The sequence below is a fragment of the Vibrio sp. SCSIO 43097 genome (genome assembly GCF_023650755.1).
Taxonomy (GTDB): Bacteria; Pseudomonadota; Gammaproteobacteria; order Enterobacterales; family Vibrionaceae; genus Vibrio; species Vibrio alginolyticus.
The window spans coordinates 12621-34234 of sequence record NZ_CP071841.1; the positions used below are offsets into that span (position 1 = coordinate 12621).

General features: G+C 47.3%; 16 protein-coding genes. 5 read left to right on the plus strand and 11 right to left on the minus strand.

Features of this window, described 5'->3' with window-relative positions:
- The first annotated feature begins 225 nt into the window (after window positions 1–225).
- Window positions 226–378 (plus strand): hypothetical protein, encoded by a 153-nt coding sequence (locus J4N40_RS16480; protein ID WP_005375418.1) that lies wholly within the window; start codon window positions 226–228, stop codon window positions 376–378.
- 112 nt (window positions 379–490) lie between these two features.
- Here the strand turns inward: J4N40_RS16480 and J4N40_RS16485 are convergent, their stop codons facing one another.
- From J4N40_RS16485 to J4N40_RS16515, 7 genes are all read right to left on the minus strand, one after another.
- Entirely contained in the window at window positions 491–1540 is a 1050-nt protein-coding gene (locus tag J4N40_RS16485) for a sensor domain-containing diguanylate cyclase (protein ID WP_053303796.1), read from the minus strand.
- Between the two features lie 282 nt (window positions 1541–1822).
- Entirely contained in the window at window positions 1823–2674 is an 852-nt protein-coding gene (locus J4N40_RS16490) for a carbenicillin-hydrolyzing class A beta-lactamase CARB-42 (protein WP_005375420.1), read from the minus strand.
- Window positions 2675–2998: 324 nt separating this feature from the next.
- Window positions 2999–3550, minus strand: coding sequence for a copper-resistant cuproprotein CopI (copI, locus tag J4N40_RS16495; protein ID WP_053307858.1), 552 nt, complete (start codon window positions 3548–3550; stop codon window positions 2999–3001).
- 76 nt (window positions 3551–3626) lie between these two features.
- Complete coding sequence (locus J4N40_RS16500; RefSeq protein ID WP_250654587.1) at window positions 3627–6836, minus strand: efflux RND transporter permease subunit; 3210 nt, start codon at window positions 6834–6836, stop codon at window positions 3627–3629.
- A gap of 2 nt (window positions 6837–6838) precedes the next feature.
- The gene (locus tag J4N40_RS16505; RefSeq protein ID WP_213889717.1) at window positions 6839–8557 is read right to left on the minus strand and encodes an efflux RND transporter periplasmic adaptor subunit; all 1719 of its coding nucleotides are present in this window, start codon (window positions 8555–8557) and stop codon (window positions 6839–6841) included.
- 164 nt (window positions 8558–8721) lie between these two features.
- Window positions 8722–10113: a TolC family protein gene (locus tag J4N40_RS16510; RefSeq protein WP_213889716.1), complete on the minus strand. Its 1392-nt coding sequence runs from the start codon at window positions 10111–10113 to the stop codon at window positions 8722–8724.
- Window positions 10114–10248: 135 nt separating this feature from the next.
- Window positions 10249–10671 (minus strand): hypothetical protein, encoded by a 423-nt coding sequence (locus J4N40_RS16515; RefSeq protein ID WP_115386744.1) that lies wholly within the window; start codon window positions 10669–10671, stop codon window positions 10249–10251.
- A 315-nt stretch (window positions 10672–10986) separates the two neighbouring features.
- Between J4N40_RS16515 and fdhF the strand changes: the two genes are divergently transcribed.
- Together fdhF and J4N40_RS16525 are read left to right on the plus strand one after the other, a co-directional pair.
- Window positions 10987–15225 carry a formate dehydrogenase subunit alpha gene (fdhF, locus tag J4N40_RS16520; RefSeq protein WP_250654588.1) on the plus strand — a complete coding sequence of 1413 codons (4239 nt, stop codon included), beginning with the start codon at window positions 10987–10989 and terminating at the stop codon, window positions 15223–15225.
- Window positions 15226–15616: 391 nt separating this feature from the next.
- On the plus strand, window positions 15617–15988 hold the full coding sequence (locus J4N40_RS16525) for a hypothetical protein (RefSeq protein ID WP_248486213.1): 372 nt from the start codon (window positions 15617–15619) through the stop codon (window positions 15986–15988).
- Window positions 15989–16097: 109 nt separating this feature from the next.
- On the opposite strand, the gene J4N40_RS16530 is transcribed toward J4N40_RS16525, so the two are convergent.
- The 4 genes from J4N40_RS16530 to J4N40_RS16545 all read right to left on the minus strand — a co-directional run bounded on the left by J4N40_RS16530 (window position 16098) and on the right by J4N40_RS16545 (window position 20075).
- A complete protein-coding gene (locus J4N40_RS16530; protein WP_206225814.1) occupies window positions 16098–17195 on the minus strand; it encodes an ABC transporter permease in 1098 nt (365 codons plus the stop codon).
- Window positions 17195–18121, minus strand: coding sequence for an ABC transporter ATP-binding protein (locus J4N40_RS16535; RefSeq protein ID WP_213889714.1), 927 nt, complete (start codon window positions 18119–18121; stop codon window positions 17195–17197). The genes J4N40_RS16530 and J4N40_RS16535 overlap by 1 nt, the downstream gene beginning before the upstream one ends.
- Window positions 18122–18125: 4 nt before the next feature.
- Entirely contained in the window at window positions 18126–19076 is a 951-nt protein-coding gene (locus tag J4N40_RS16540; RefSeq protein WP_005375436.1) for an HlyD family secretion protein, read from the minus strand.
- 207 nt (window positions 19077–19283) lie between these two features.
- The gene (locus tag J4N40_RS16545; protein WP_250654589.1) at window positions 19284–20075 is read right to left on the minus strand and encodes a PhzF family phenazine biosynthesis protein; all 792 of its coding nucleotides are present in this window, start codon (window positions 20073–20075) and stop codon (window positions 19284–19286) included.
- Window positions 20076–20262: 187 nt separating this feature from the next.
- Here J4N40_RS16545 and J4N40_RS16550 point away from each other — a divergent pair, with 187 nt between their 5' ends.
- Window positions 20263–20796, plus strand: a complete 534-nt coding sequence (locus J4N40_RS16550; RefSeq protein WP_104976490.1) for a YbhB/YbcL family Raf kinase inhibitor-like protein — start codon at window positions 20263–20265, stop codon at window positions 20794–20796.
- Between the two features lie 19 nt (window positions 20797–20815).
- Window positions 20816–21595 carry a helix-turn-helix domain-containing protein gene (locus J4N40_RS16555; protein WP_137283102.1) on the plus strand — a complete coding sequence of 260 codons (780 nt, stop codon included), beginning with the start codon at window positions 20816–20818 and terminating at the stop codon, window positions 21593–21595.
- The last annotated feature ends 19 nt before the right edge of the window (window positions 21596–21614 follow it).

Consider the following 21614-nt stretch of genomic DNA (forward strand, 5'->3'; position numbering starts at 1 on the left):
GAGAATACCTCCGCACTTGATGCTAGAAAATATTACCGTATTTCACAAGAATAGCGCATCTTTTTTTGGAAAATATCCTGTGATTTTCAATGTGGAAACTTAGAATTCACGACAAATATAAATTAATCTTTACGATAAAAAACTCGATTAGGTGCTTTGCCTAATATCGTATTAAATACCGCGCAACGACTTAGTGTCTTAATCTAAACAAACAAGGTATTCAATATGTTTTCAATCGGTGACGTAGTAGTAGCGACTAAAGGTATCGATCTTGGCGAAATGGTTGTTACAGGTTTAAGCAGTGGCGGTTTTTACACACATGTAAAAGCAGGCGAAAAAACACTAACTTACCCAGCTAAAGATCTTAAGAAAGCATAATTAAATTTGCTCATTCTTATTTTTAACTGGCTTAAAGTTCGTATTAGTTATTTTAAGCGGGTTAGAATCGATAAAAGGTAGCGCAATGAGTCGCTACCTTTTTTTATTTTTTCTACCTTTCTTCACCAATATGAAACTCAACGCGATTTCTTCCAGTTTCTTTTGCCTTGTAAAGTGCTAAGTCGGCGCGTTTAACTAATGGTTCAAATGAGTCGTCGAGACGACAGACTTGAGTTACCCCAATACTCGCGGTGAAGCTCATATCACAACCTGAATGTTGAACGGTCGTCGTTTCTAGTGCATTACGAATTGTTTCTAATGTGTCTAGAGCTTGCTGTGATGAGCGACTTCTTAATACGATGGCAAACTCTTCACCGCCAACTCTGGCAAGTAAGTCACAATCAAGTAGATGACTTTTAATAGTATTGACTGCATGGATCAGTGATTTATCGCCTGCGTCATGACCAAATCGGTCATTGAGGCTTTTAAAATTGTCGAGATCTAAAATAGCAACATGGAAGTCAATGCCCTGGGTTCGGTATTCATTTAGGCGGCTTTCGATTTGTCGCATGAACTCTCTGCGGTTTGGAATACCTGTTAGATCATCCGTCGTGGCGAGGTGCTCCATTTTCATAATCTGTATATGAAGAGCAATGTTTAAAGCAATCCAATTAGCGATGCACTGAAGCTGTGCCGCTTGTTCGTTTGTGTAAATGTGCGTTTGATGATGCGCAACATTAAGCGTTCCTAGGCAGACTTTACCGTGCATTAAAGGCGCGTCCATACACGTACCCATACCATTGGATGCGAGCATCACACAATCGATCTCATCAGATTGCGTAACATCGTCGCAGATCATCAGTTGTTGCTTTTTGAACACTCGGCCAACAAACGCTTGATGAATGGGCACTAAAAATTCAGCGGGAATCGCTTTACTACCAGAGAAAGAGTAGACCTTTAAATGATCATTGTTTTCATAAAGTGTGATACTCGCACGGTCAGAATTAAATATACGATTTATCCATTCTGCCACCGTATCAAGTACTTGCTGTAGTGTTTCCGATTGAGCTAAAAAGTGAACAAACCCTATCGGCATACATATCGGACTTTCCATGTTTTGCATCGATAAGTCATCAGGGTTAAAAGTTCTTTCAAGTCTCAATAGACATCTCCTTGGCAATGTTGCAAATACCAACAATAAATTACGTGAAGCTATTTTGTAGAAAATGTGCTTCTTGGTAAGAGTATGGTTTAATTATCGCCGTTTGTGTGCATTTGGTTGCTTAATGTGGGCGTTAACTCACCCTAAATAAGTAAATCTTATACCTATTTATAAGTAAGTCATTACTCAATAAGTGGTGTTTTTAAGATGGAAGTACAGAATGAGCCCTTCTGGAATAGAAGGGCTAGAAAAGGATACAAATAGGGTCAGGTGAGTGGTGACTTAATTGTCTTTGTACTTTTGTAAAATCAACTGACTTATCTGCGCAACGAGTTGGTCCCTAGCTTGAAGTGAGAGCTCGGTTTCTGTGACATAAATACTAATGTAAACAGGTCGATGATTTTCCTTCCATATAATCGCGTTAATGCCACGCGAACCATGACCCCCCGCACCAGAACGGTCTGCAATAGACCAACCTGTTGGTAATACAGAACGCATTAACGAGTCTGAAACTTTGTTGTCCTGCATCCAGATTTTTAATTGTACACGAGACTCATAAGACAACGTTTCGCCTTCGACCAAAGTTCGAAGAGTGTTTAATATGGCGTTAGGTGTGGTTGTGTCGCGGCTGTCGCCTGGTGTGGCTTCGTTCAAGCGAGGTTCTATTCTGTCTAGGCGCGTTGCTTTATCTCCAATTGTTCGCAGAAACATTGTTACGGCCTTAGGGCCGCCAATTTCATTTAATACTAAGTTGGCTGCGGTATTATCACTCATTAACATAGCGGCTTCACACGCGTGCTCTATGCGTGTGTTTTGGCCTGCGAGCTTATCCATCACTGGAGACCATACAACGATACTGCGCTCATCGACTTTTGCGGTCGCATTTTTACTTAGCTTACCGCTGTCCATATCACTTAACATTTTGGCACAAGCTAGGGTTTTGAATGTGCTCATGAGTGGGAAGCGTTCATCGCCACGGTAATCCCAACGCTCGTCTGCTTGGGTATCCCAAACTGACACCCCAATTCTGCTTGAGGTTTGTTGCTCGAGGAGAGAAATGTCCTCATTCAGTTGGGACGCGTAACTTAGGGTTGAGCAAACCATTAGCCCAGCCAACAAAAATAACTTTTTCATGGATCGTGTTCTTCAATTTTAGTTTTAGTTCGCACGGTAGCGATGTCACGTAAACTATAACGAGCCAATACTCTAAACACTGTTAAATCTATGTCTATTTTATGTAGGATTCTTTGCAATACGCTTAAACGGTCTCAATATGGGGAGAAGAGTGTTGCTATCAAGGCCTGTAGTTTGGCTTATATATTACGTCGGTGATTCGGTCACAAAAATATCTTAGCGTGAGACACTGGCTCAGAATTTCTTATCATGAGCTAACGAATAGTTTGATCCAGAAATAAAAGGAGCTGAATCATCAGCTCCTTTGTCTAGTTGGATAATTACTTACAGTTCAATCTTTTTAACCATGCCCGATTCTGCATGGCCTGGAATGTTGCACGCGAACTCAACCTTGTTGTCACCGTGGAAGTGCCACAGTAATTGCTTCGCTTTACCTGGTTCTACCGTAACTGCGTTGCCTGAGTCATGCATGTGATCACCGCTCATTGTCTTCATCATTTCGCGATGTTCTAGCTGCTCTTTAGCCGAACCAATCGTAAACTCGTGGTTGATCTTACCTGTGTTCATGACTACAAACTGCACCACATCGTTTGGCTCAATCTTGACGTCTTTCTTGAACTTGATGGTCATGTCATCACCCAAGATTACGTGTACCACCTTGTCTGGCTTTGCCCCTTTCGCTGGCATACCTACTGCCGACATGCCCGGCATATCCATCATGTTTGAATGGTCCATTTTACTGTGGTCCATCTTCATGCTGCCGTGGTCCATGTTTTCATGCTTCATGTTGCCATGGTCCATGTTTGAATGATCCATTTGGGCAAACGCAGTCGTTGTTGTTAGGGCTAGAGCAAGAGTGATTAGTGTCTTTTTCATTTTTATATCCTTGTTTTAATTCATTAATAACTTGGTTGCTTCCCCTCAAACGGCATGTTTGAGAGGAAGGTAGGGATTAAGCCTTGTTATCAGTGCGATCTGTGCTGTCGGCGTTTTCGATTTGGTTGCCAGTTTGCGTGCTTGTTTGGCTCGGAGTTGAGTTGTTTGGGCGCAACTCACGTTGTTTCCACAGCTTGAAGATGGCTGGAAGCACTAACAGCGTCAGCAGCAGTGCTGAGGCCATACCGCCAATCATTGGTGCAGCGATACGTTGCATCACTTCTGACCCTGTACCTTCGCCGTACATGATCGGAATCAGACCAATAATGACCGTCAGTACCGTCATCATTACTGGGCGAACACGCAGGCCTGCACCTTCACGAATGGCATCGGTTAGGTCTTTCGCCTCAAGCTTCTGTTGGCTCTCTTCCGCATCCAGCTTTTTGTAGTGCCATGCTTGGTTGAGGTAGACGAGCATGATGACCCCAATCTCAACCGCGACGCCTGCTAGGGCAATAAAGCCGACCCCAACGGCAATCGAGAAGTTGTAGTTGAGGATATGCATGAGCCACAAACCACCAACCATAGCGAGTGGTAGGGTAAGCATGATGATCATTACTTCGCCGACACGACGGAAACTGAAGTAAAGCAGCAGCATAATGATGGCGATGGTAATTGGTACCACGACACTCAAGCGGTCTTTCGCACGTTCCATGTATTCGTATTGACCAGACCAAGCCAACGAGTAACCCGCAGGAAGCTCCAACTGATCGGCCACGACTTGCTGTGCTTCCACGACGTAAGAGCCAAGGTCACGACCATCGATGTCGACAAACACCCAGCCGTTCGGGCGTGCGTTCTCTGTCTTGATCATTGGAGGACCGTCTTCGTAACGAATGTCCGCTACGTCAGCCAGTGCAATACGAGCGCCATTTGGTGTCACTAACGGTAAGTTTTGCAATTTTACCACTGAGTCACGGTAGTCTTGTGGGTAACGAACGTTGATTGGGTAACGCTCCAAGCCTTCGATGGTTTCACCCACATTCATACCGCCCACCGCAGTGGAGATCACTTGCTGAACGTCTTTGATGCTCAAGCCGTAACGCGCTGCGGCACGACGTTTAATGTCGATCGTGACATAGCGGCCTCCTGCTACACGTTCTGCATAAACCGATGCCGTGCCTTGTACACCATTAAGAATTGGCTCCAACTGAGAACCGATCTTCTCGATCACTTTCAGATCGGGTCCGGCGATCTTGATACCGATAGGGGTTTTGATGCCCGTTGCCAGCATGTCGATACGCGTTTTGATAGGCATTACCCAAGCGTTAGTAAGACCAGGGAACTGAACCAGTTTGTCGAACTCCTTGCGTAGTGACTCGGTTGTTACCCCTTCACGCCATTGGTCGCGTGGCTTCAACTGAATCACGGTTTCAATCATGGTGAGTGGCGCTGGATCGGTTGCGGTCTCAGCTCGGCCAATCTTGCCCCATACGGTTTTCACTTCTGGAACGGTTTTGATCAGCTTGTTGGTCTGTTGTAGAAGCTCGCGCGCCTTACCAATTGAGATACCCGGATAGGTCGTTGGCATGTACATCAAGTCGCCTTCATCCAGCGGAGGGATGAACTCGCTACCCAGTTTACTGGTTGGGTAGTAAGCCGATGCCATTAGGCCTAATGCGATAACAATCATGGTCTTAGGGTATTTTAAGCTGGTGTTCAACAGCGGGCGGTACAGCGCGACCAAGCCGCGGTTAACCGGGTTTTTGTGTTCCGGTAACACCTTACCGCGAATGAAGTAGCCCATAAGAACAGGGACGAGTGTGATCGCCAAACCTGCTGCCGCTGCCATGGCGTACGTCTTAGTGAACGCAAGCGGCGAGAACATCTTGCCTTCTTGGCCTTCTAAGGCGAACACCGGTACGAAGCTAAGAGTGATGATAAGCAACGAGAAGAACAGCGGTGCGCCGACCTCTTCTGCGGCTTTGCCAATTACTTGCCAGCGGTTTTTTTCGGTCAGTGGCGTTCGTTCAATGTGCTTGTGAACGTTTTCAATCATCACGATTGCACCATCTACCATGGCACCGATGGCAATCGCGATACCACCAAGGGACATGATGTTGGCGTTGATGCCTTGCCAATGCATCACGATAAACGCAGTGAGAATGCCAACCGGTAGGCTCAGAGCGATAACCAACGAAGAACGAATGTGGAACAGGAACAACGCACACACAATCGCAACGACGATGAACTCTTCTGCAAGCTTCTTCCATAGGTTTTCTACCGCTGAATCGATAAGGGTAGAGCGGTCGTAGGTTGCCACAATTTCTACGCCTTCTGGTAGGCTGCGTTGTAGGTCTGCAAGTTTGTCTTTGACTTTCGCAATCACTTCACTGGCGTTTTCACCAAAACGCATCACGATAACGCCACCTACCGCTTCACCTTCGCCATTCAGCTCTGAGATACCACGGCGCATTTGTGGGCCAAGGTTAATGTCTGCGATGTCTCCTAATAGCAACGGCGTGCCTTTCTCAGTGACTTTGAGAGGCAGTGATTTGATGTCTTCGATGCTGGTTAGGTAACCCGTGGTACGAACCATGTGTTCGGCTTCGGCCACTTCGATAACGGACGCGCCGGTTTCTTGGTTACCATTTTGGATTGCCATGTTCACTTGCTGCAAAGTGAGGTTGTACGCACGCAGCTTGGCAGGGTCAATCTGCACTTGGTACTGCTTAACCATACCGCCCACGGTCGCGACTTCAGAAACACCATCCACGGTTTGCAACTCGTACTTCAAGAACCAGTCTTGCAGGCTGCGAAGATCAGCCAAATCATGCTTGCCAGTTTTGTCTTGTAATACGTAGCTGTAAACCCAGCCTACGCCTGTCGCATCAGGACCTAGCGTTGGTTTTGCGTTCGGTGGCAGCTTGGGTGCTACTTGGCTTAAGTACTCCAACACGCGTGAACGTGCCCAGTACATGTCGGTATCATCGTTGAAAATGATATAAACGTAAGAGTCACCAAAGAATGAGTAGCCACGAACTGTCTCAGCACCCGGCACGGCAAGCATGGCGGTGGTGAGTGGGTAAGTGACTTGATCCTCGACGACTTGAGGAGCTTGACCCGGATAGCTTGTCTTGATGATCACTTGCACATCAGAAAGATCCGGAATCGCATCAACAGGCGTATTCTTTACACTGTAAAGTCCGCCTAATACAAGGGCTAAGGTCGCGACCAACACTAGGAATCGGTTGCTCAGTGACCAACGAATAATAGCATTGATCATAATTAACCCTCGACGGCTGTTGTTGCAGGAACTAGCTGTTTAAGAACGTAGTCAGATCCTTGTTTTTCAACTAGAAACCGAACTCTCTGTCCTTCTTCAAAACCCGATAGATCAACGGCTTCACCCACAGAGAAGTTCATCTCGCCAGCATCCCAGTTCCATTCTGCAACCGGTAGGTGGTTTAAGGTGATCATGCCAAAATCAGCCATCAGCATGCTAATGTCACCAGTTAGCCAAACTTCTGCGGCAATGACGCTGTTGTCTGCCTTATAGTCGATGATTTGGTACTGACCGGACTCCGTCTTTTGCATTTCAAATTCGATAGCCTGACCTTTTTTCAAGTCACCCATTTCAACGCCATCTGCGAAAGTGAAGTTCATTACCATGCCCGGCCAATCCCATTCTGGTACAGGCTGGTGGTTGATGGTCAGCATGCGGTGATCTTTCATCACATCCGTGATCTCACCTTTGGCCCATGCCGTTTCTGCCGCTGCTTCTACACCATTGATGCGAGACAGATCCGCCGACTGGCTTGATTCAGAGTCGAGCATGAAGTGAGATGAAGTAACGATCTTGTCGCCCTGTTTAAGTCCTTGTAATACTTCGATTTGTTCGCCAGCTTCGCGGCCAACTTCAATTCGAGCAGAACGGTATTTGCCATCACCTTCCGCCAGAACAACGCGAGTCATACCGCCAGAGCGGATAACAGATGATTTAGGAATCGTTAAAACTGCGTCGTCAGTGACAGGCTGCAAAGCAATATTGGCAAACATGTTTGGCTTCAATGCGCCATCTGGGTTAGGGAATTTAAGACGCACACGCAACGTACGTGTTTTCGGATCGAGGATTGGGTACACGTAATCGACAACACCTTGCCATTCATTGCCCGGAATCGCGTCAAGGGTCATCGTGGCTTGAGAGCCTGCTTTCATCCAGTGTGCTTGACGCTCAAAGACTTCTGCATCAACCCAAACATTGTCCAAGGGACCTGCACTGATCACCGCTTGAGCAGGGGATAAATAGCCACCTTCACGCACGTTTAAGCTCGCGATAACGCCATCAGCAGGTGCTTTGATTTCAATGGTTTGTGATGCTTTCCCGCTACGAGTAATGGATTTGATTTGAGCACGGTCAACACCAAGCGTTACCAAGCGTTCGGTCGCCCCCTTTACAAGACCTTTGCGGCCAGTGCGGTACGCATTCAGCAATTCTTCTTGTGCTTTAACCAGTTCTGGAGAGTAGAGCGTGAAAAGCACATCGCCTTTCTTCACTTTCTCACCCACAGCATTGATGTAGAGTTTTTCTACCCAACCCGCCACACGAACGTTGGTTTGCCATAACAGACTTTCATCAAAGGCAATATAACCAACCGTTTCGATACGTGGTGATAGCTGTTGCAGTGACGCGTTTGCGGTTTTAACCCCGAGGTTATTTTCTACTGAAGGGTCGATAGTCACAGTACCCGGTGCGTCTTGTTCACCGGATAGATCTTCTGCGTAAACCGGGATCAAATCCATGCCCATTGGGGATTTACCCGGCTTGTCGCGTTTGTAGTTCGGATCCATTGGGGCAACCCAGTAAAGCGGATCATTAGAGCTTGAAGCAGGTTCACCACCCATCGCACTCATGTCGTGAGCCGAGCCCGTAAGAAAATGATTAGCACCAAACCCTAAAGCACCACCAACAATCAGCGCAATGGTTGCAATTTTTAATGTTTTCATTGTTTTACCTTATTTTCCCCTTCACATTTGACGCTACAGCGTTGTTGCCTGCTCTCGTTCACCCAAATCACATAGAGGATCCCTTAGTTTGTTAGGGAAAGTGCTCATGGGATTCTCTCGTTTGCCGCCTAGCTGTAGCCCCAACTGTCTTGGGGAATCACAAATTAATATGTCGAAATAGAGCGAGCTTCCGGTGAAGCCACTTGATAGTCGAAACCACCGAGTAGGGTGGCTAAATTGCTGTTTGCGATGTTGAGATCGGTCAGTAGACGTTGTTGCTCCAATTGCAGAGCCAACTCGTCAGTCGTGGCGGAAATCACATCGTTAAACTGCGCTGTGTTGTTTTGATAACCCCGCTCAACGGCTTGAATGCGCGCTTTCGCTTGAGGCAATAAGGTGGATTGATAACGTTCTAAGCGTTGGGTTAAGTTGCCGCGATCAACCAACAGAGTGTTCACCTTGGCATTCATCTGCGTTAGTAAGGTGTCTTTTTGTGATTGTGCCGCGCCAACTTGGTATTGAGCGGCCGCGAGATTGCGATCTTGGCGGTCACCCGTAAACAACGGAATGTCCATGGTTAGGTAAGCGCTGACCAAATCGGAGGCGGGTTCACCCATCATGTTGTCGGCTTGGCGGTAGGCGTACATTACTTCGACGCCAAATTGTGGGTTGTAGGCTTGCTCAGCAATTTCCACCTGCGTTTTATTGGCAGAAATACTGACGTCGGCCATCTTAACCATCGGGTGTTGGCTGAGTTGCTGATAATGCTTGGTGGAACCCTGACTCGCAGCAAGTTTGCTGTTCAGTGTGTCCCAGTTCAATTGATTGCTCGCGTGCAGAGCCTGTTCGTTTGCCAACCAATCTGACCCCAACCATTCGGAGAGTTGAGAGATAAGACGACGTTGCATTTGTGCGTTGGCTTGCAGTTTCTCATCCAACTTGCTGACTTGAAGTTGGGCGTTGAGCAGATCTTGCGCTTCACTCTTACCAATCGAATAGTTGGTTTGAATAAAGCTTTCCATTTCCTTCATCAACTTGCGGTTCTCAAGCATGATTTGCTCCGCGCGTTGCTGGTAACCAAGTTCTAACCAAAGTTGAGTCATGCTGTTGGCTACCTCAAGCTCACGAGCATGCACTTGAAGACCAAGGCCGTCGGCTTGTTGATTGGCTTTCTTCTGCTGTAAATCAAGCGTAGAGCCACGCTCAAACTGCTGCATTAAACCAACGGAGATGTTGGTCATTGGGTCTTCATCGAATTTGAAGCTGTCGACAGGCAAGCCACCAAAACCTACTTTTAGCTTTGGGTCCATCAAGGTCGCACTCGCGACGCCCGTTTCACGCATGGCAGCAGATTGCGCTGAGTATTGCTTACGATTGCCATCGTTACTCACAGCGACGTTGATCAGTTGGGCAAGCTTGGTCGTTGAAGCTCGCTCACTTGATGCGGAATTTTGTGCTGCGTGCGTCTCTTTATCTGCGGCGTTAACCAAGGTTGGCGCAGCGACCAGAGCCACCATAAAAATAGGTGCAGCTAAGCGGTATGGTTTGATATCCATAATCTAAATCCAGTGTTCGCCGGATCGATGGAGGTGCGGATTTTATTGCGGGAACAGTAAAGCCTTGTTACCTCATCGTTCAGGCGCATTAAAACAACCTGCGATACACGCGCAGGGTCGAATGCTAGGACGGATTTAGGCTATAGGAGGTCGGTACAGGTCGCGGCTGACGTGTACGACAGGGGAAGCAACTTCAGGAGTAATAGTTGCGCGATAGACGACGGGCATCGGGCTATTGACAGGATTCGGTAGGGGGACGAAAACTATCGTACACGCGGCAGTACAGCAGGTATGAACCATGCCGGAGCCACCACCACAGTTCATGCTGGTTTCTCTTGCATCGCCATCTTCGGACATAGAAGCGTCAGTCATGGAGACGTCCATCATGCCAGGCATACCGCAGTGTTCGCTGTCACTCATCATAGAAGGATGGTGAGCCATGCCAATAGACATCATTTGAATATTCATCAACGGCTCACTGTTCGCCACACTAGATACCAATAGCACTAGCGTCGTGAAGAGAGTTAACCAGATTGTATGCAGCGATTTTAAGTGCATACCCTTTCCCATGTGTTTGATGAAAATGATGAAAACCCTTCGATTCTAAAGGTTAACCTAAGGGTAAGGTCAATCATTTATTACTCTTATTATCAAAATAGTCCAACCCTTCTGTTTTCGCACTTTCGAGGGAGTAAAACGTTTGTTAAACACCGAGTGTTGAAAGTTAGCGAAAGAAGCCCTCGCTTTTTATGACACGTGAAAAATGTGGTTTATAAGTTTTACATCACACTAACTTGTCTTACAAATGATTATCCTTATAGAATGCATGGTTTTGCTTGTGCAGATTTGGATTTGCTTTGCTGCGGGGGTTGCATGATAGAAATTGTCATCGATGGAAAATATAGAATTGTAGAAGAGGGTCTAACCCTTTTAGAAGCAGCAAAAGTGTGTGGGGTCGAGATCCCATCGCTGTGCGGAATGAACAAAAGTAATGAAAAAGTACCGTGTGACTTGTGTGTGGTTGAAGTCGAAAGCGGCGGTACTAAGCGTGCGTGTGAACTTGAAGTTTACCGGGGCCTTAATGTGGTCACGCAATCAGAACAATTAAGCGAGCACCGCAGAAAAGCACTCAACCGCATCATGACGGACCATTACGCCGATTGTGAAGCGCCATGTAAAACCGCGTGTCCAGCGGGCGTTGATATCCAATCGTACCTTTATCACATCGCACAGAACGATCATCAAAAAGCGATTGAAGTGATTAAGCGTACGCTTCCTATGCCGTTATCGATTGGCCGTGTGTGCCCGGCATTTTGTGAGAGTGAATGTCGCCGCTCGTTAGTCGATGAGCCTATTGCAATTCGTCAGCTAAAACGTCATGCCGCGGATGCGGATTTGTCTGCGCATGAAGCCTACGTACCAGAAAAGAAACCAAGCAAAGGTTTGAACATTGCTGTCGTCGGCAGTGGTCCTGGTGGTCTGACAGCTGGCTACTACCTATCGAACGAAGGCTACGACGTTACGGTCTTTGAATCCATGCCAAAAGCGGGTGGTTGGTTGCGTTATGGCATTCCAGAATACCGTTTACCAAAAGACATTCTCGATAAAGAAATCGAACTGATGTGCCGCAATGGCATGCAAGTTCACACCAATCAAAAGCTGGGTGTGGATTTCACGCTTTCTCAATTGAGCGAAGAATACGACGCAGTGTGTTTGGCGGTCGGCGCGTCTCAAGCGGTTGAAATGCACTACACAGGCAGTGACCTTGAAGGTTGCTACTTAGGCGTTGATTACCTCAAAGATTACGTTACCGAGCAAAACTACGTCACGGGTCAGAAAGTCGCGGTGATCGGTGGTGGTAATACAGCAATTGACTGTGCTCGTACTGCGCGTCGTGCTGGTGCAGACACCACGTTGATTTATCGTCGTACCCGTGACGAAATGCCGGCAGAAGACTACGAGATTGTCGAAGCGGAACACGAAGGGGTGAAATTCCACTTCTTGACCAACCCTGCAGAAAACCTTGCCGATGAAACCGGACGCGTGAGTGCGATTCGTCTAGAGCGCATGGCGTTGGGTGAGCCGGATGCATCTGGTCGTCGAAGCCCTAAACCAACCGGCGAGTTCTTTACCGAAGAGTTCGACACCGTGATTGCGGCAGTATCGCAAAAGCCAGATCTGAGCTTTCTCGAAGGCGAAGATTTGTCGATTCCACTTACGCGTTGGAACACCTCTGATGCAGATGAAAAGACCATGCACACCGGCACGGGTAACATCTTCAGTATTGGTGATTTCCGCCGTGGTCCAGCAACGGCAGTTGAAGCGGTGGGTGATGGCCGCGTTGCGGCAAAAGCCATTGACCTGTTTTTGAATGGTGATATGGCGGATATGCCAAAGGCAGCGTTCAACTCGCGTAAAGAGAAGAAGCTCTCTCAAGTCGATCCGCTTCACTTCGAGAACATCCAGAAAGTCGCTCGCTCTATCATGCCTGAACTGACTCCAGCACAACGCGAGCAAAGCTTCGCTGAAGTCGAGTTGGGCTTTGATAACGAAGAAGCGATGAAGGAAGCTGCACGCTGCCTTGAATGTGGCTGTCAGGCAAATACCGATTGTGCGCTGCGTGATTACTCCACCGAATATGAAGCCGAGCAAAGCTTTGACTTCTCCTTGCAGATTAAATCACACCAAGATTGGTTAGATCTTCGTGCGAAAGACTTGCGTCATAAGTACGAAGTTGACCGCAGTTCTGAGTTTATTGAGTTTGATGCTAACCGCTGTATTAGCTGTGGTCAGTGCATCCAAGCGTGCCGCGACAAAGCCGTACACGGTGTACTGAACTTTGTGTGCGACAAACAAGGTCGTCCGGCATTACGTCCTGATGATCGTCCACACTTTGGAAGTAATAAGAATGGCTTAACCCTAATGGGCGATTCGAACTGCGTACAATGTGGCGCGTGTGTTCAAGTGTGTCCAACGGGCGCGATGGTCGATAGTCGTGACCGTTCACAAGGTCGTACTGAAGATCTGAAAGCGGTCGACACCATTTGTACATACTGTGGTGTGGGCTGTAAGTTGACCATGTTCGTGGACGAAGCAACCAATACGATTCGTTACGTGAAGGGCGGTGACTCGCCAGTGAACCAAGGCATGCTGTGTGTGAAAGGACGCTTTGGTTTTGACTTCATTGGCAGTGAAGAGCGTCTTACCACGCCATTGATCCGTAAAGATGGTTGGTTGCAGCCTGCAAGCTGGGAAGAGGCGATTCAACTGATTGCGAGTAAGTTCTCTGGCATCAAGCAAGATTTTGGCAGCAACGCATTGGCGGGCTTCTCTTCAGCGAAAACCACTAACGAAGACAACTACGCGTTCCAAAAATTTGTCCGTCGTGAACTGGGCACTAACAACGTCGACCACTGTGCGCGTTTGTGCCACGCATCGAGTGTAACCGGTCTTGAGGCATCACTGGGTAGTGGTGCAATGACCAACGACATTCCAAGCATTAAGCACTCGGATGTGATCTTTATTATCGGTTCGGATACTACATCAGCACACCCGATCATCGCTTCACATATCAAACAAGCCATTCGTCACCACGGCGCTCGCTTGATTGTGGCTGACCCGAAACGTGTCGATATGGCAGAGCATGCAGAGCTGTATATGGCGCACCGTCCGGGTACAGATGTGATGCTCCTAAATGGTGTCATGCAGCAGATCATCAAGAACGGTTGGTACGATCAAGAGTACATCGAAGAACGTGTCGACGGCTTTGATACCTTATTGCAAGAAGTGATGTCGCCAGCTTACAACCTCGATAAAGTGGAGTTGGTTACGGGTGTTAAAGCTGAAGACATTCAAGCAATGGCGCGCATGATTGGCACGGCAGATCGTACCGCTGTGTACTACTCGATGGGTATTACTCAGCACACGACAGGTCATGACAACGTGCGTTCTATCGCTAACCTGCAATTACTGTGTGGCAACATCGGTATTGAAGGTGGTGGTATTAACCCGCTACGTGGTCAATCTAACGTGCAAGGCGCGTGTGATATGGGCGCGTTGCCAAACAGCTTCCCGGGCTATCAAAAGGTATACAACCCAATTGTGCGACAGAAGTTTGCTATTGAATGGAACGCACCAAATCTGCCTTCTGAGCAAGGTCTAACCCTGACAGAAATCATTGATGCGGCTTGCCATCGTGACGTTCGTGGTATGTACATCATGGGTGAGAACCCAGTGTTGAGTGACCCGAACCAAGCACATGTGATTGAAGGTTTAGAAGCACTCGACTTCTTGGTGGTTCAAGACATCTTCCTAACGGAGACTGCACAATACGCGGATGTGGTCCTGCCTTCTTGCTCGTTTGCAGAGAAAGCGGGTCACTTCACCAATACGGAGCGTCGTGTTCAGCGCGTGAATCCGGTTGTAACTGCACCGGGTGAAGCGAAAGAAGATTGGTGGATTATTCAAGAAATCGCCAATGCAATGGGCAGTGATTGGGATTACCACTGCGTGTCTGATATCACTAACGAGATTGCACGAGTGACGCCTCAATACGCAGGTCTTCGTTGGGATGCGATTACGCCAAACGGTGTGCAATGGCCTAGCAACAAGAACAACCCAGCAGGTACTCGCATCATGCACCAAACCCAGTTTACTCGTGGTAAAGGGCAAATGGTGGGTGTACCGTTCCGTTATGCGGCTGAGCTGCCAGATGAAGAGTACCCACTTGTGTTAACGACGGGTCGCGTACTTGAGCAGTTCCATACTGGAACCATGACGCGCAAAACCAAAGGGTTGGATAATCTTGCTGGCCCTCGCGCAATGGTGAGCGTGGAAGACGCAGAAGCACTTGGCATCAGTAATGGTCAGCGTCTGACGGTGTCTACACGTCGTGGCAGCATTGAGATTGATGCCTTTGTGACTAAGCGGATTCAAAGAGGTGTGGTGTTCATTCCTTTCCACTTTGTTGAATCGCCAGTCAACCGCCTAACGACAATGGCAACTGACCCGCATGCGAAGATCCCTGAGTTCAAGGTCGCTGCGGTTAAAGTGGAAGTGAGCGAAAAAACAACGCAGACAGAGTCTCTCGAAGATAGTTACCAACACGTTTAAATTCGGCGAGTCACGTTGTTGTGGTCACTGACAATTTGAGCCTAGTTGATGGGCGGATAATCTAATCTTGATTTCCGCTCTCACTACATTCACTCGGGGGGGCTTTTTCTTCAAACTCCTTTTACTTTTCTGTTATCACCGCGCTCCGGTTAGTTTTCCTTTCTTACTTCTTACTTCTTACTTCTTACTTCTTACTTCTTGCTGTCTCTGTGGCGTATTTTTGTTCAAGCCCATGATGAGAGTTCAATAAAGTTTGTTGTTGAGCTTGTCATAGAATTGACTGTCTCTGACTGTCCTCTGTTATTTGGGCAAGTTCTATAACCTAAACTTTGCTCGCTTCCTATACTGAATTAACGAAGCAAGATTTTTATAACAACAAGAGGAAGCTTGTATGACAAGAACAACCTCATTTGCACTCGTTTTATTACTTATGTGCGCATACTTTGGTTACAACCGTTATTATGTATACCCCCAGCAGTTGGAAACACAGGCGAAGTCCATGCTAATACAAATGGCAAATCGCGAAGAGTGGGTAGATGTGTTTGAGATGATGAATCGCGTAGACGCGCATAAGGGCCATTTGGAACTTGTTGCTGACGTGACATCCTCTGATGGTCAGCGTGCGTACAGTGAAGGTATTATCACGTACACGGATCGCGAAGGCGTTGTCTGTAAACAGGTAGTGTTCAACTTTAAAATAAACTCTTTGAAAAACTACGATATTTCCGATTTACGAGATTGTTCCTACGGTGAGTACTATTAATATTGTCTGAGAGTTGAGCTCGATAGCACAGTGTATGAATACACAAACAAAAAATAGCCCTTCGTTGGGGCTATTTTTGTTTTTAAGGAATGAACGCAATATCGTGGGATTAGTCGAGTGATTTTTTGAAGCGAAATGAAGCGACAATAAGGCCGATAACGGTGAATCCAAGTAACCAAACTGTATCTCGCCATAGCTCCATTAGGTCTGCACCACGCAGCACCACGCCACGAATAATTCGCATAAAGTGGGTAGCAGGCAGGGCTTCTGATATCCATTGTGCCGCGACGGGCATTCCTTCATAAGGGAACATAAATCCGGACAGAAGAATCGATGGCAAAAGAATAAACACCGTCATCTGCATGGCCTGAAGCTGTGTCGTCGCAATGGTGGATATCACCAAACCTAAGGTTAAACTCGCGGCGATAAACAGCAGCGTGCCAAACAGTATCTGACTAATGGCGCCGTTTATTGGCACGCCAAATATCCAGTGCCCCAATCCTAAAATGATAAACACCTGAATCAGACCAACAAAGATGTAGGGAATGATCTTCGCCACCATGAGTTCGATGGAGTGAATTGGCGTAGTAATCAGTAACTCTAAATTGCCGCGTTCTCGTTCTCGAACAATGGCTGCACTGGTGAACAAGATCATCGTCATGGTCAGAATCACGCCCAATAAACCGGGGACAATGTTCACCGCCGAGCGCCGACTCGGGTTGTAATACAGCGCAACTTCAAAGGTTTTGGTTGGGGCAGGGCGTATCTCAAAATCAAAATCCGTTAACGGCATGGTTTGTAGTGAGAGAATTGCCGAGCTGATCATGGTGTCTGAACCATCTACAATCCACTGCCCAAGCTCTCGCCCTTGCACCATACGTTGGGTTAAGTCGCTAGGCAGAATTAAAGCCGCTCGCACCAAACCGTCTTGAATGGCTTGTTCTGCTTCTGATGCGGTAGCGAAGGTTTCGACCACATCGACCACTTGCGTTACTTTAACGGACTCGGTAATTACACGCCCGGCAGTACTGCCACTTTGATCGACGACGCCAACGGGGATGTCGCGAATATCCGTATTAATGGCAAAGCCGAATAGCAGAAGCTGAATCAGGGGGATCATTACGACCATGCCAAAGGTAATGCGGTCACGTGAAAGCTGACGGATCTCTTTGATCATTACCGCTTTCATACGGGCAATAGATTTCATCATTGGCGACCTTCTCCCGTCACGCTGACAAACACATCTTCCAAGCTAGGACGAGCAATGTTCATCTCGCAGCCATCAAGCTCAGGAAAGGTTTGGGTTAACCATTCGATCGGTTGTTCGATGTGCTGGTGGATTAAAATGCGTAAGCGAATGCCTAGCTGTGCGGCTGAGCGGACTTCTTCACGCTGAATGACTTTCTCTTTTAGCTCGCGTAGGTTGTCCGCTTTGACTTCGACGATGTTAACGCCCATTTGCGCCATGAGTTCTTCTGGCTCACCATCGGCGCGGATTTCCCCCGCTTCCATAATCGCCAGACGATGGCAGCGTTCTGCTTCGTCCATGTAGTGCGTAGTGACCAAAATCGTCGTGCCTTGGTCAGAGAGGTCAAACAACTGCTCCCAGAAATCGCGTCGGTTCTCTGGGTCAACCGCAGACGTGGGTTCATCAAGAAACAACAATTCTGGTTTGTGCATAGTGGCTGCGGCAAGAGACAAGCGTTGCTTCTGGCCGCCGCTCATTCCTCCGACGCGCTGTTTACGCAGTTGGTCGAGACCGTAGGTGGCTAGTTGTTCTTCGATGCGAGCCTTTAGGGCCTTGGTTTCCATACCAAAGATTTGTCCAATAAACTCAAGATTCTCTTGAACCGTCAGGTCATCATAGAGGGAAAACTTTTGTGTCATGTAGCCAATCTTGAGGCGCAGAAGCTCAGATTGTTTTGGGATCTCTAGCCCGAGTACATCGACATTGCCCTCGCTTGGGCTAAGCAAGCCCGTCAGCACACGAATGGTTGTCGATTTACCGCAGCCGTTCGGGCCAAGAAAACCATAAATACTGCCTTTGGGCACATTGAGCGTGATGTTGTTGATGGCGGTGAAGTCACCAAACTTCTTCACTACATTTTCAGCTTGAATCGCGAATTCGGTCATTGGCTTACTCCACCAAATCCACTTGCGCTGGTATACCTGAAGGCAAGGATTGTGCGGAGTCTTGAAGGTCGACTTCTGCTAGGTACATCAAACGCGATCGTTCTTCCTCGGTAAGCGCGAAATAAGGCGTGAATGAAGGCTCAGTCGCAACCCAACGAACGGTGCCGCTATATGGTTGCTCAACGCCATCTACATGCACGTTAACCGTTTTACCCGGCACAAAATCGACTCGGTAGTTGGCAGGAACGTAAACGCGAGCGTATGGGACGCGGCTGGCTTGTATTACAGCAACTACACCATTCACAGGAACGCGTTCGCCAAGGTTAAACGGTAGGTTATCTAACAAGCCATCTCGCGTGGCGGTGATGGTGAGTTCTGCCAGTTTCTGTTCTTGTAGTGCCACATCGGCTTTTGCTGCCATGAGTGCGGCTTTTGCTTGTTCAATATCTTCAGGACGAGAGCCAGCGGTCAGTTTGCTGAACTCTTCTTGTGAGGAGTCTAGCTCTGCACGGGCAGAATCTCTGGCTGCTAAAGCGGTGTCTTTTTCTGATTGGCTGATGAGTTTTTTACGAACTAACTCCGCTTTACGTTGGTAGTTCTTTTGCGCTTCAATCAATTGAGCTTCCGCTCTGGCAACGCGAGCTTGCGCTGCGGCAATGTCTTCTGGTCGCTCACCATTGGTCAATTTCAAAAGATAGGCGTCAGCCTTGGCTTGTTCGGCAACGGCGTGAGCTAAAACGGCTTCTTGGTTCTTTGTATCGAGCTGAACCAGCACTTCTCCTTCGGTGACTTGGCTGCCTTCCTTAATGGGTAGGGCACGAATTATCTCGCTAGAGGTGGCAGTGAAGGTTACGCGGTCACGTTCTAGTGTGCCAAGGGCTTGCTGTCCGTCATCTTTGGAACAGGCAGTTAAAAGAGTCAGGGCTAGGGTGCCAAGAATGATTCGCTTCATCATGCGACGCTTCCTCTAAGAAGGTGAGCTCGAACTCGTATCAAGCTATAGAAGAGTATGGGACTGCATTCAGTGTAACGTGAGTCAGTTTTGTCCGGCTAGGAAGTTAATTCCTTCAATATTCATCAATTGATTAATTATTGAAGTTGGCTTGATCCTGCGGAAGCCGTGCTTTACTTGGCTCTTTTAAGTTGATTACATGAATATCATTTAAACAAAAATCTTGCCTTTCATGTAGAGCACGCCGTCGCCAGACACTCTTACTTGTTCGCCAATAACTTCACAATGAAGAATACCTCCGCGCTGAGAAGCTTGGTAAGCAACCAGTGATGTTTTGCCTAATTCTTCTGCCCAGAATGGTGCTAATCCAGCGTGAATCGAGCCAGTTACGGGGTCTTCGTCACCACCATTTGCAGGCCAAAAGTAACGAGATACAAAGTCTTGTTGATCGCCTTTCGCGGTAACGACCACATCGTAAGGAGCGAGTGTCTTGAGGTGCTCTGAACGGTATTGAACCTCAAGTACCTCCTGCTGGTTGCCGACCACCACGAAATACGCTTGAGGGCTAAGCAGTACGCGTTCCACATCGCAACTTAGGCCTTCAATCAATGCCGAGGGAATATCAGAAACGGCTTTTGGAGGACGAGCAGGGAACGTCATCTCGATCTTACCTTGCGCATTCTTCTCTACGGTGAGAGTTCCTACTTCCAGAGTATGAAATTCAATCGTGCCATTAATGCCAAACTCATCAAACAGAACTAACGAAGAGGCCAGTGTTGCGTGTCCACAGAAATCGATTTCAGTAATCGGAGAGAACCAACGAATCTCATATCGGTTTGCGCCAATGGATTTTAGAAAAGCCGTTTCCGACAAGTTGTTTTCTGTCGCGATATTTTGCATCAATTCTGGGGCTAGCCATTCCTCTAACGATATCACCGCTGCTGAGTTGCCTTTGAATTGCGTATCGGTGAAGGCGTCCACCACGTAGATATCCAATTCCATTTTCCTTCCTTATTCCGTGAGCGATTAATTAGCATAAACCAAGTGCAATTAAGAGAGTAAGAAGTTTGTGTTAGAATCTTAAAGTGTCAAAATTATAGATTATTTTGTGTTTTTTGATACTTGCTGAAAAGGATTCGGACTACTGGGTATTTAGACTAGTGTTGAATTCATTGAAAGGAAGAAAAACATGAAAGCGATCTACAGGTCAGTTTTGGTATTGAGTGTTTTTGCGGTCGGTTCTGCCCATGCATTTGAACTCGTGAGTAGAGATATTCAAGAAGGCCACCCGATGGCGAAGACATTTGAATACTCTGGTTGGGGATGTGATGGCGGGAATCAATCACCACAATTGATGTGGAAAGAAGCTCCAAAGGGCACAAAAAGTTTTGCGATCACCGTGTATGACCCCGATGCACCAACAGGCAGTGGTTTTTGGCATTGGATAGCGTTTAATATTCCATCCACCGTTAGCGAGCTGCCTCGAGGCATTGATATGAACAAGTTAGGTGGCAAAGAATCTCGTATTGACTACGGCACAACGGGGTTCGGCGGCGCGTGTCCTCCAAAGAATGATGGGATGCATCGTTACCAGTTTACGGTGTGGGCATTGCCAACTGAAGAACTGAATTTGGATGAAAACACGCCACCAGCCATTGTAGGGTTTACTTTGAATAGTGTTGCTTTGGGTAAAGCGACATTAACCACGACTTACACGCGATAATTGAATATAAGGGGAGAGAATGGGTCACCAATATCAGGTTACGCTGTTTCGTGCGGAGCAGCAGCAGAAGCTTCGTAATGTCAGGATTCACTCCCCAAGCCTTATTCAGATTGTTAAGGGGAGTAAACATCTTTTCTGGAAAGACGAAGTACTCGACATCCATCATCCAAATATCATGCTTTGTGAAGCAAATGCATCCCTAAATTTTGAAAATCTTCCTCTACAAGGGCGATTTCTTTCTCGAATGTTCAGTTTTCACTGTGTGCCTAGCGATGAAATGTTGGAGCTAAGCATGAGCAACGCATTAGGAAACTATGTACCCGTTGTTGAGACAGATAAAGCATTGCAAGCGACGTTAAATGCTTTGTTTTCGTTTGAGCGGGAAAGCTTAAGTGAAGCGACACAACGCTATTGGATTATGGGTCTATATCAGCAGCTAGCTGAGAGAGGGTTATTGCATCGGTTGTTCTCGAGTTCACATATCTCTTTTAGTCAGAAACTTAGTCGTTACTTATCGCGCTCTCCAGGGGAGGAGCATCCATTAGACATGGTCGCGGGGCACTTTGCTATGAGCCGAGCAACATTGATACGCAAACTGAAACAAGAAGGTACCCAGTATCGTGAAGTATTGGCAGAAGTGCGCCTAAATCACGCACTTTACTTGATGCAAAATGGCTCGTATAACGTTGCGCTGCTAGCACAGTTGTGTGGTTATCAGTCAGAGGGGCGTTTTAGCCAACGCTTTAAAAGTAAGTTCGGCCTAACGCCCAGCGAGTATATTAAAACGGTAGTGAGTTAATGTTTTACCGCTTTTGTAT

Coding starts and splice junctions, on each gene's coding strand:
- J4N40_RS16480 (WP_005375418.1), top strand. CDS start 226: ATGTTTTCAATCGGTGACGTAGTAGTAGCGACTAAAGGTATCGATCTT.
- J4N40_RS16490 (WP_005375420.1), bottom strand. CDS start 2,674: ATGAAAAAGTTATTTTTGTTGGCTGGGCTAATGGTTTGCTCAACCCTA.
- copI (WP_053307858.1), bottom strand. CDS start 3,550: ATGAAAAAGACACTAATCACTCTTGCTCTAGCCCTAACAACAACGACT.
- J4N40_RS16500 (WP_250654587.1), bottom strand. CDS start 6,836: ATGATCAATGCTATTATTCGTTGGTCACTGAGCAACCGATTCCTAGTG.
- J4N40_RS16505 (WP_213889717.1), bottom strand. CDS start 8,557: ATGAAAACATTAAAAATTGCAACCATTGCGCTGATTGTTGGTGGTGCT.
- J4N40_RS16510 (WP_213889716.1), bottom strand. CDS start 10,113: ATGGATATCAAACCATACCGCTTAGCTGCACCTATTTTTATGGTGGCT.
- J4N40_RS16515 (WP_115386744.1), bottom strand. CDS start 10,671: ATGCACTTAAAATCGCTGCATACAATCTGGTTAACTCTCTTCACGACG.
- fdhF (WP_250654588.1), top strand. CDS start 10,987: ATGATAGAAATTGTCATCGATGGAAAATATAGAATTGTAGAAGAGGGT.
- J4N40_RS16525 (WP_248486213.1), top strand. CDS start 15,617: ATGACAAGAACAACCTCATTTGCACTCGTTTTATTACTTATGTGCGCA.
- J4N40_RS16530 (WP_206225814.1), bottom strand. CDS start 17,195: ATGAAATCTATTGCCCGTATGAAAGCGGTAATGATCAAAGAGATCCGT.
- J4N40_RS16535 (WP_213889714.1), bottom strand. CDS start 18,121: ATGACCGAATTCGCGATTCAAGCTGAAAATGTAGTGAAGAAGTTTGGT.
- J4N40_RS16540 (WP_005375436.1), bottom strand. CDS start 19,076: ATGATGAAGCGAATCATTCTTGGCACCCTAGCCCTGACTCTTTTAACT.
- J4N40_RS16545 (WP_250654589.1), bottom strand. CDS start 20,075: ATGGAATTGGATATCTACGTGGTGGACGCCTTCACCGATACGCAATTC.
- J4N40_RS16550 (WP_104976490.1), top strand. CDS start 20,263: ATGAAAGCGATCTACAGGTCAGTTTTGGTATTGAGTGTTTTTGCGGTC.
- J4N40_RS16555 (WP_137283102.1), top strand. CDS start 20,816: ATGGGTCACCAATATCAGGTTACGCTGTTTCGTGCGGAGCAGCAGCAG.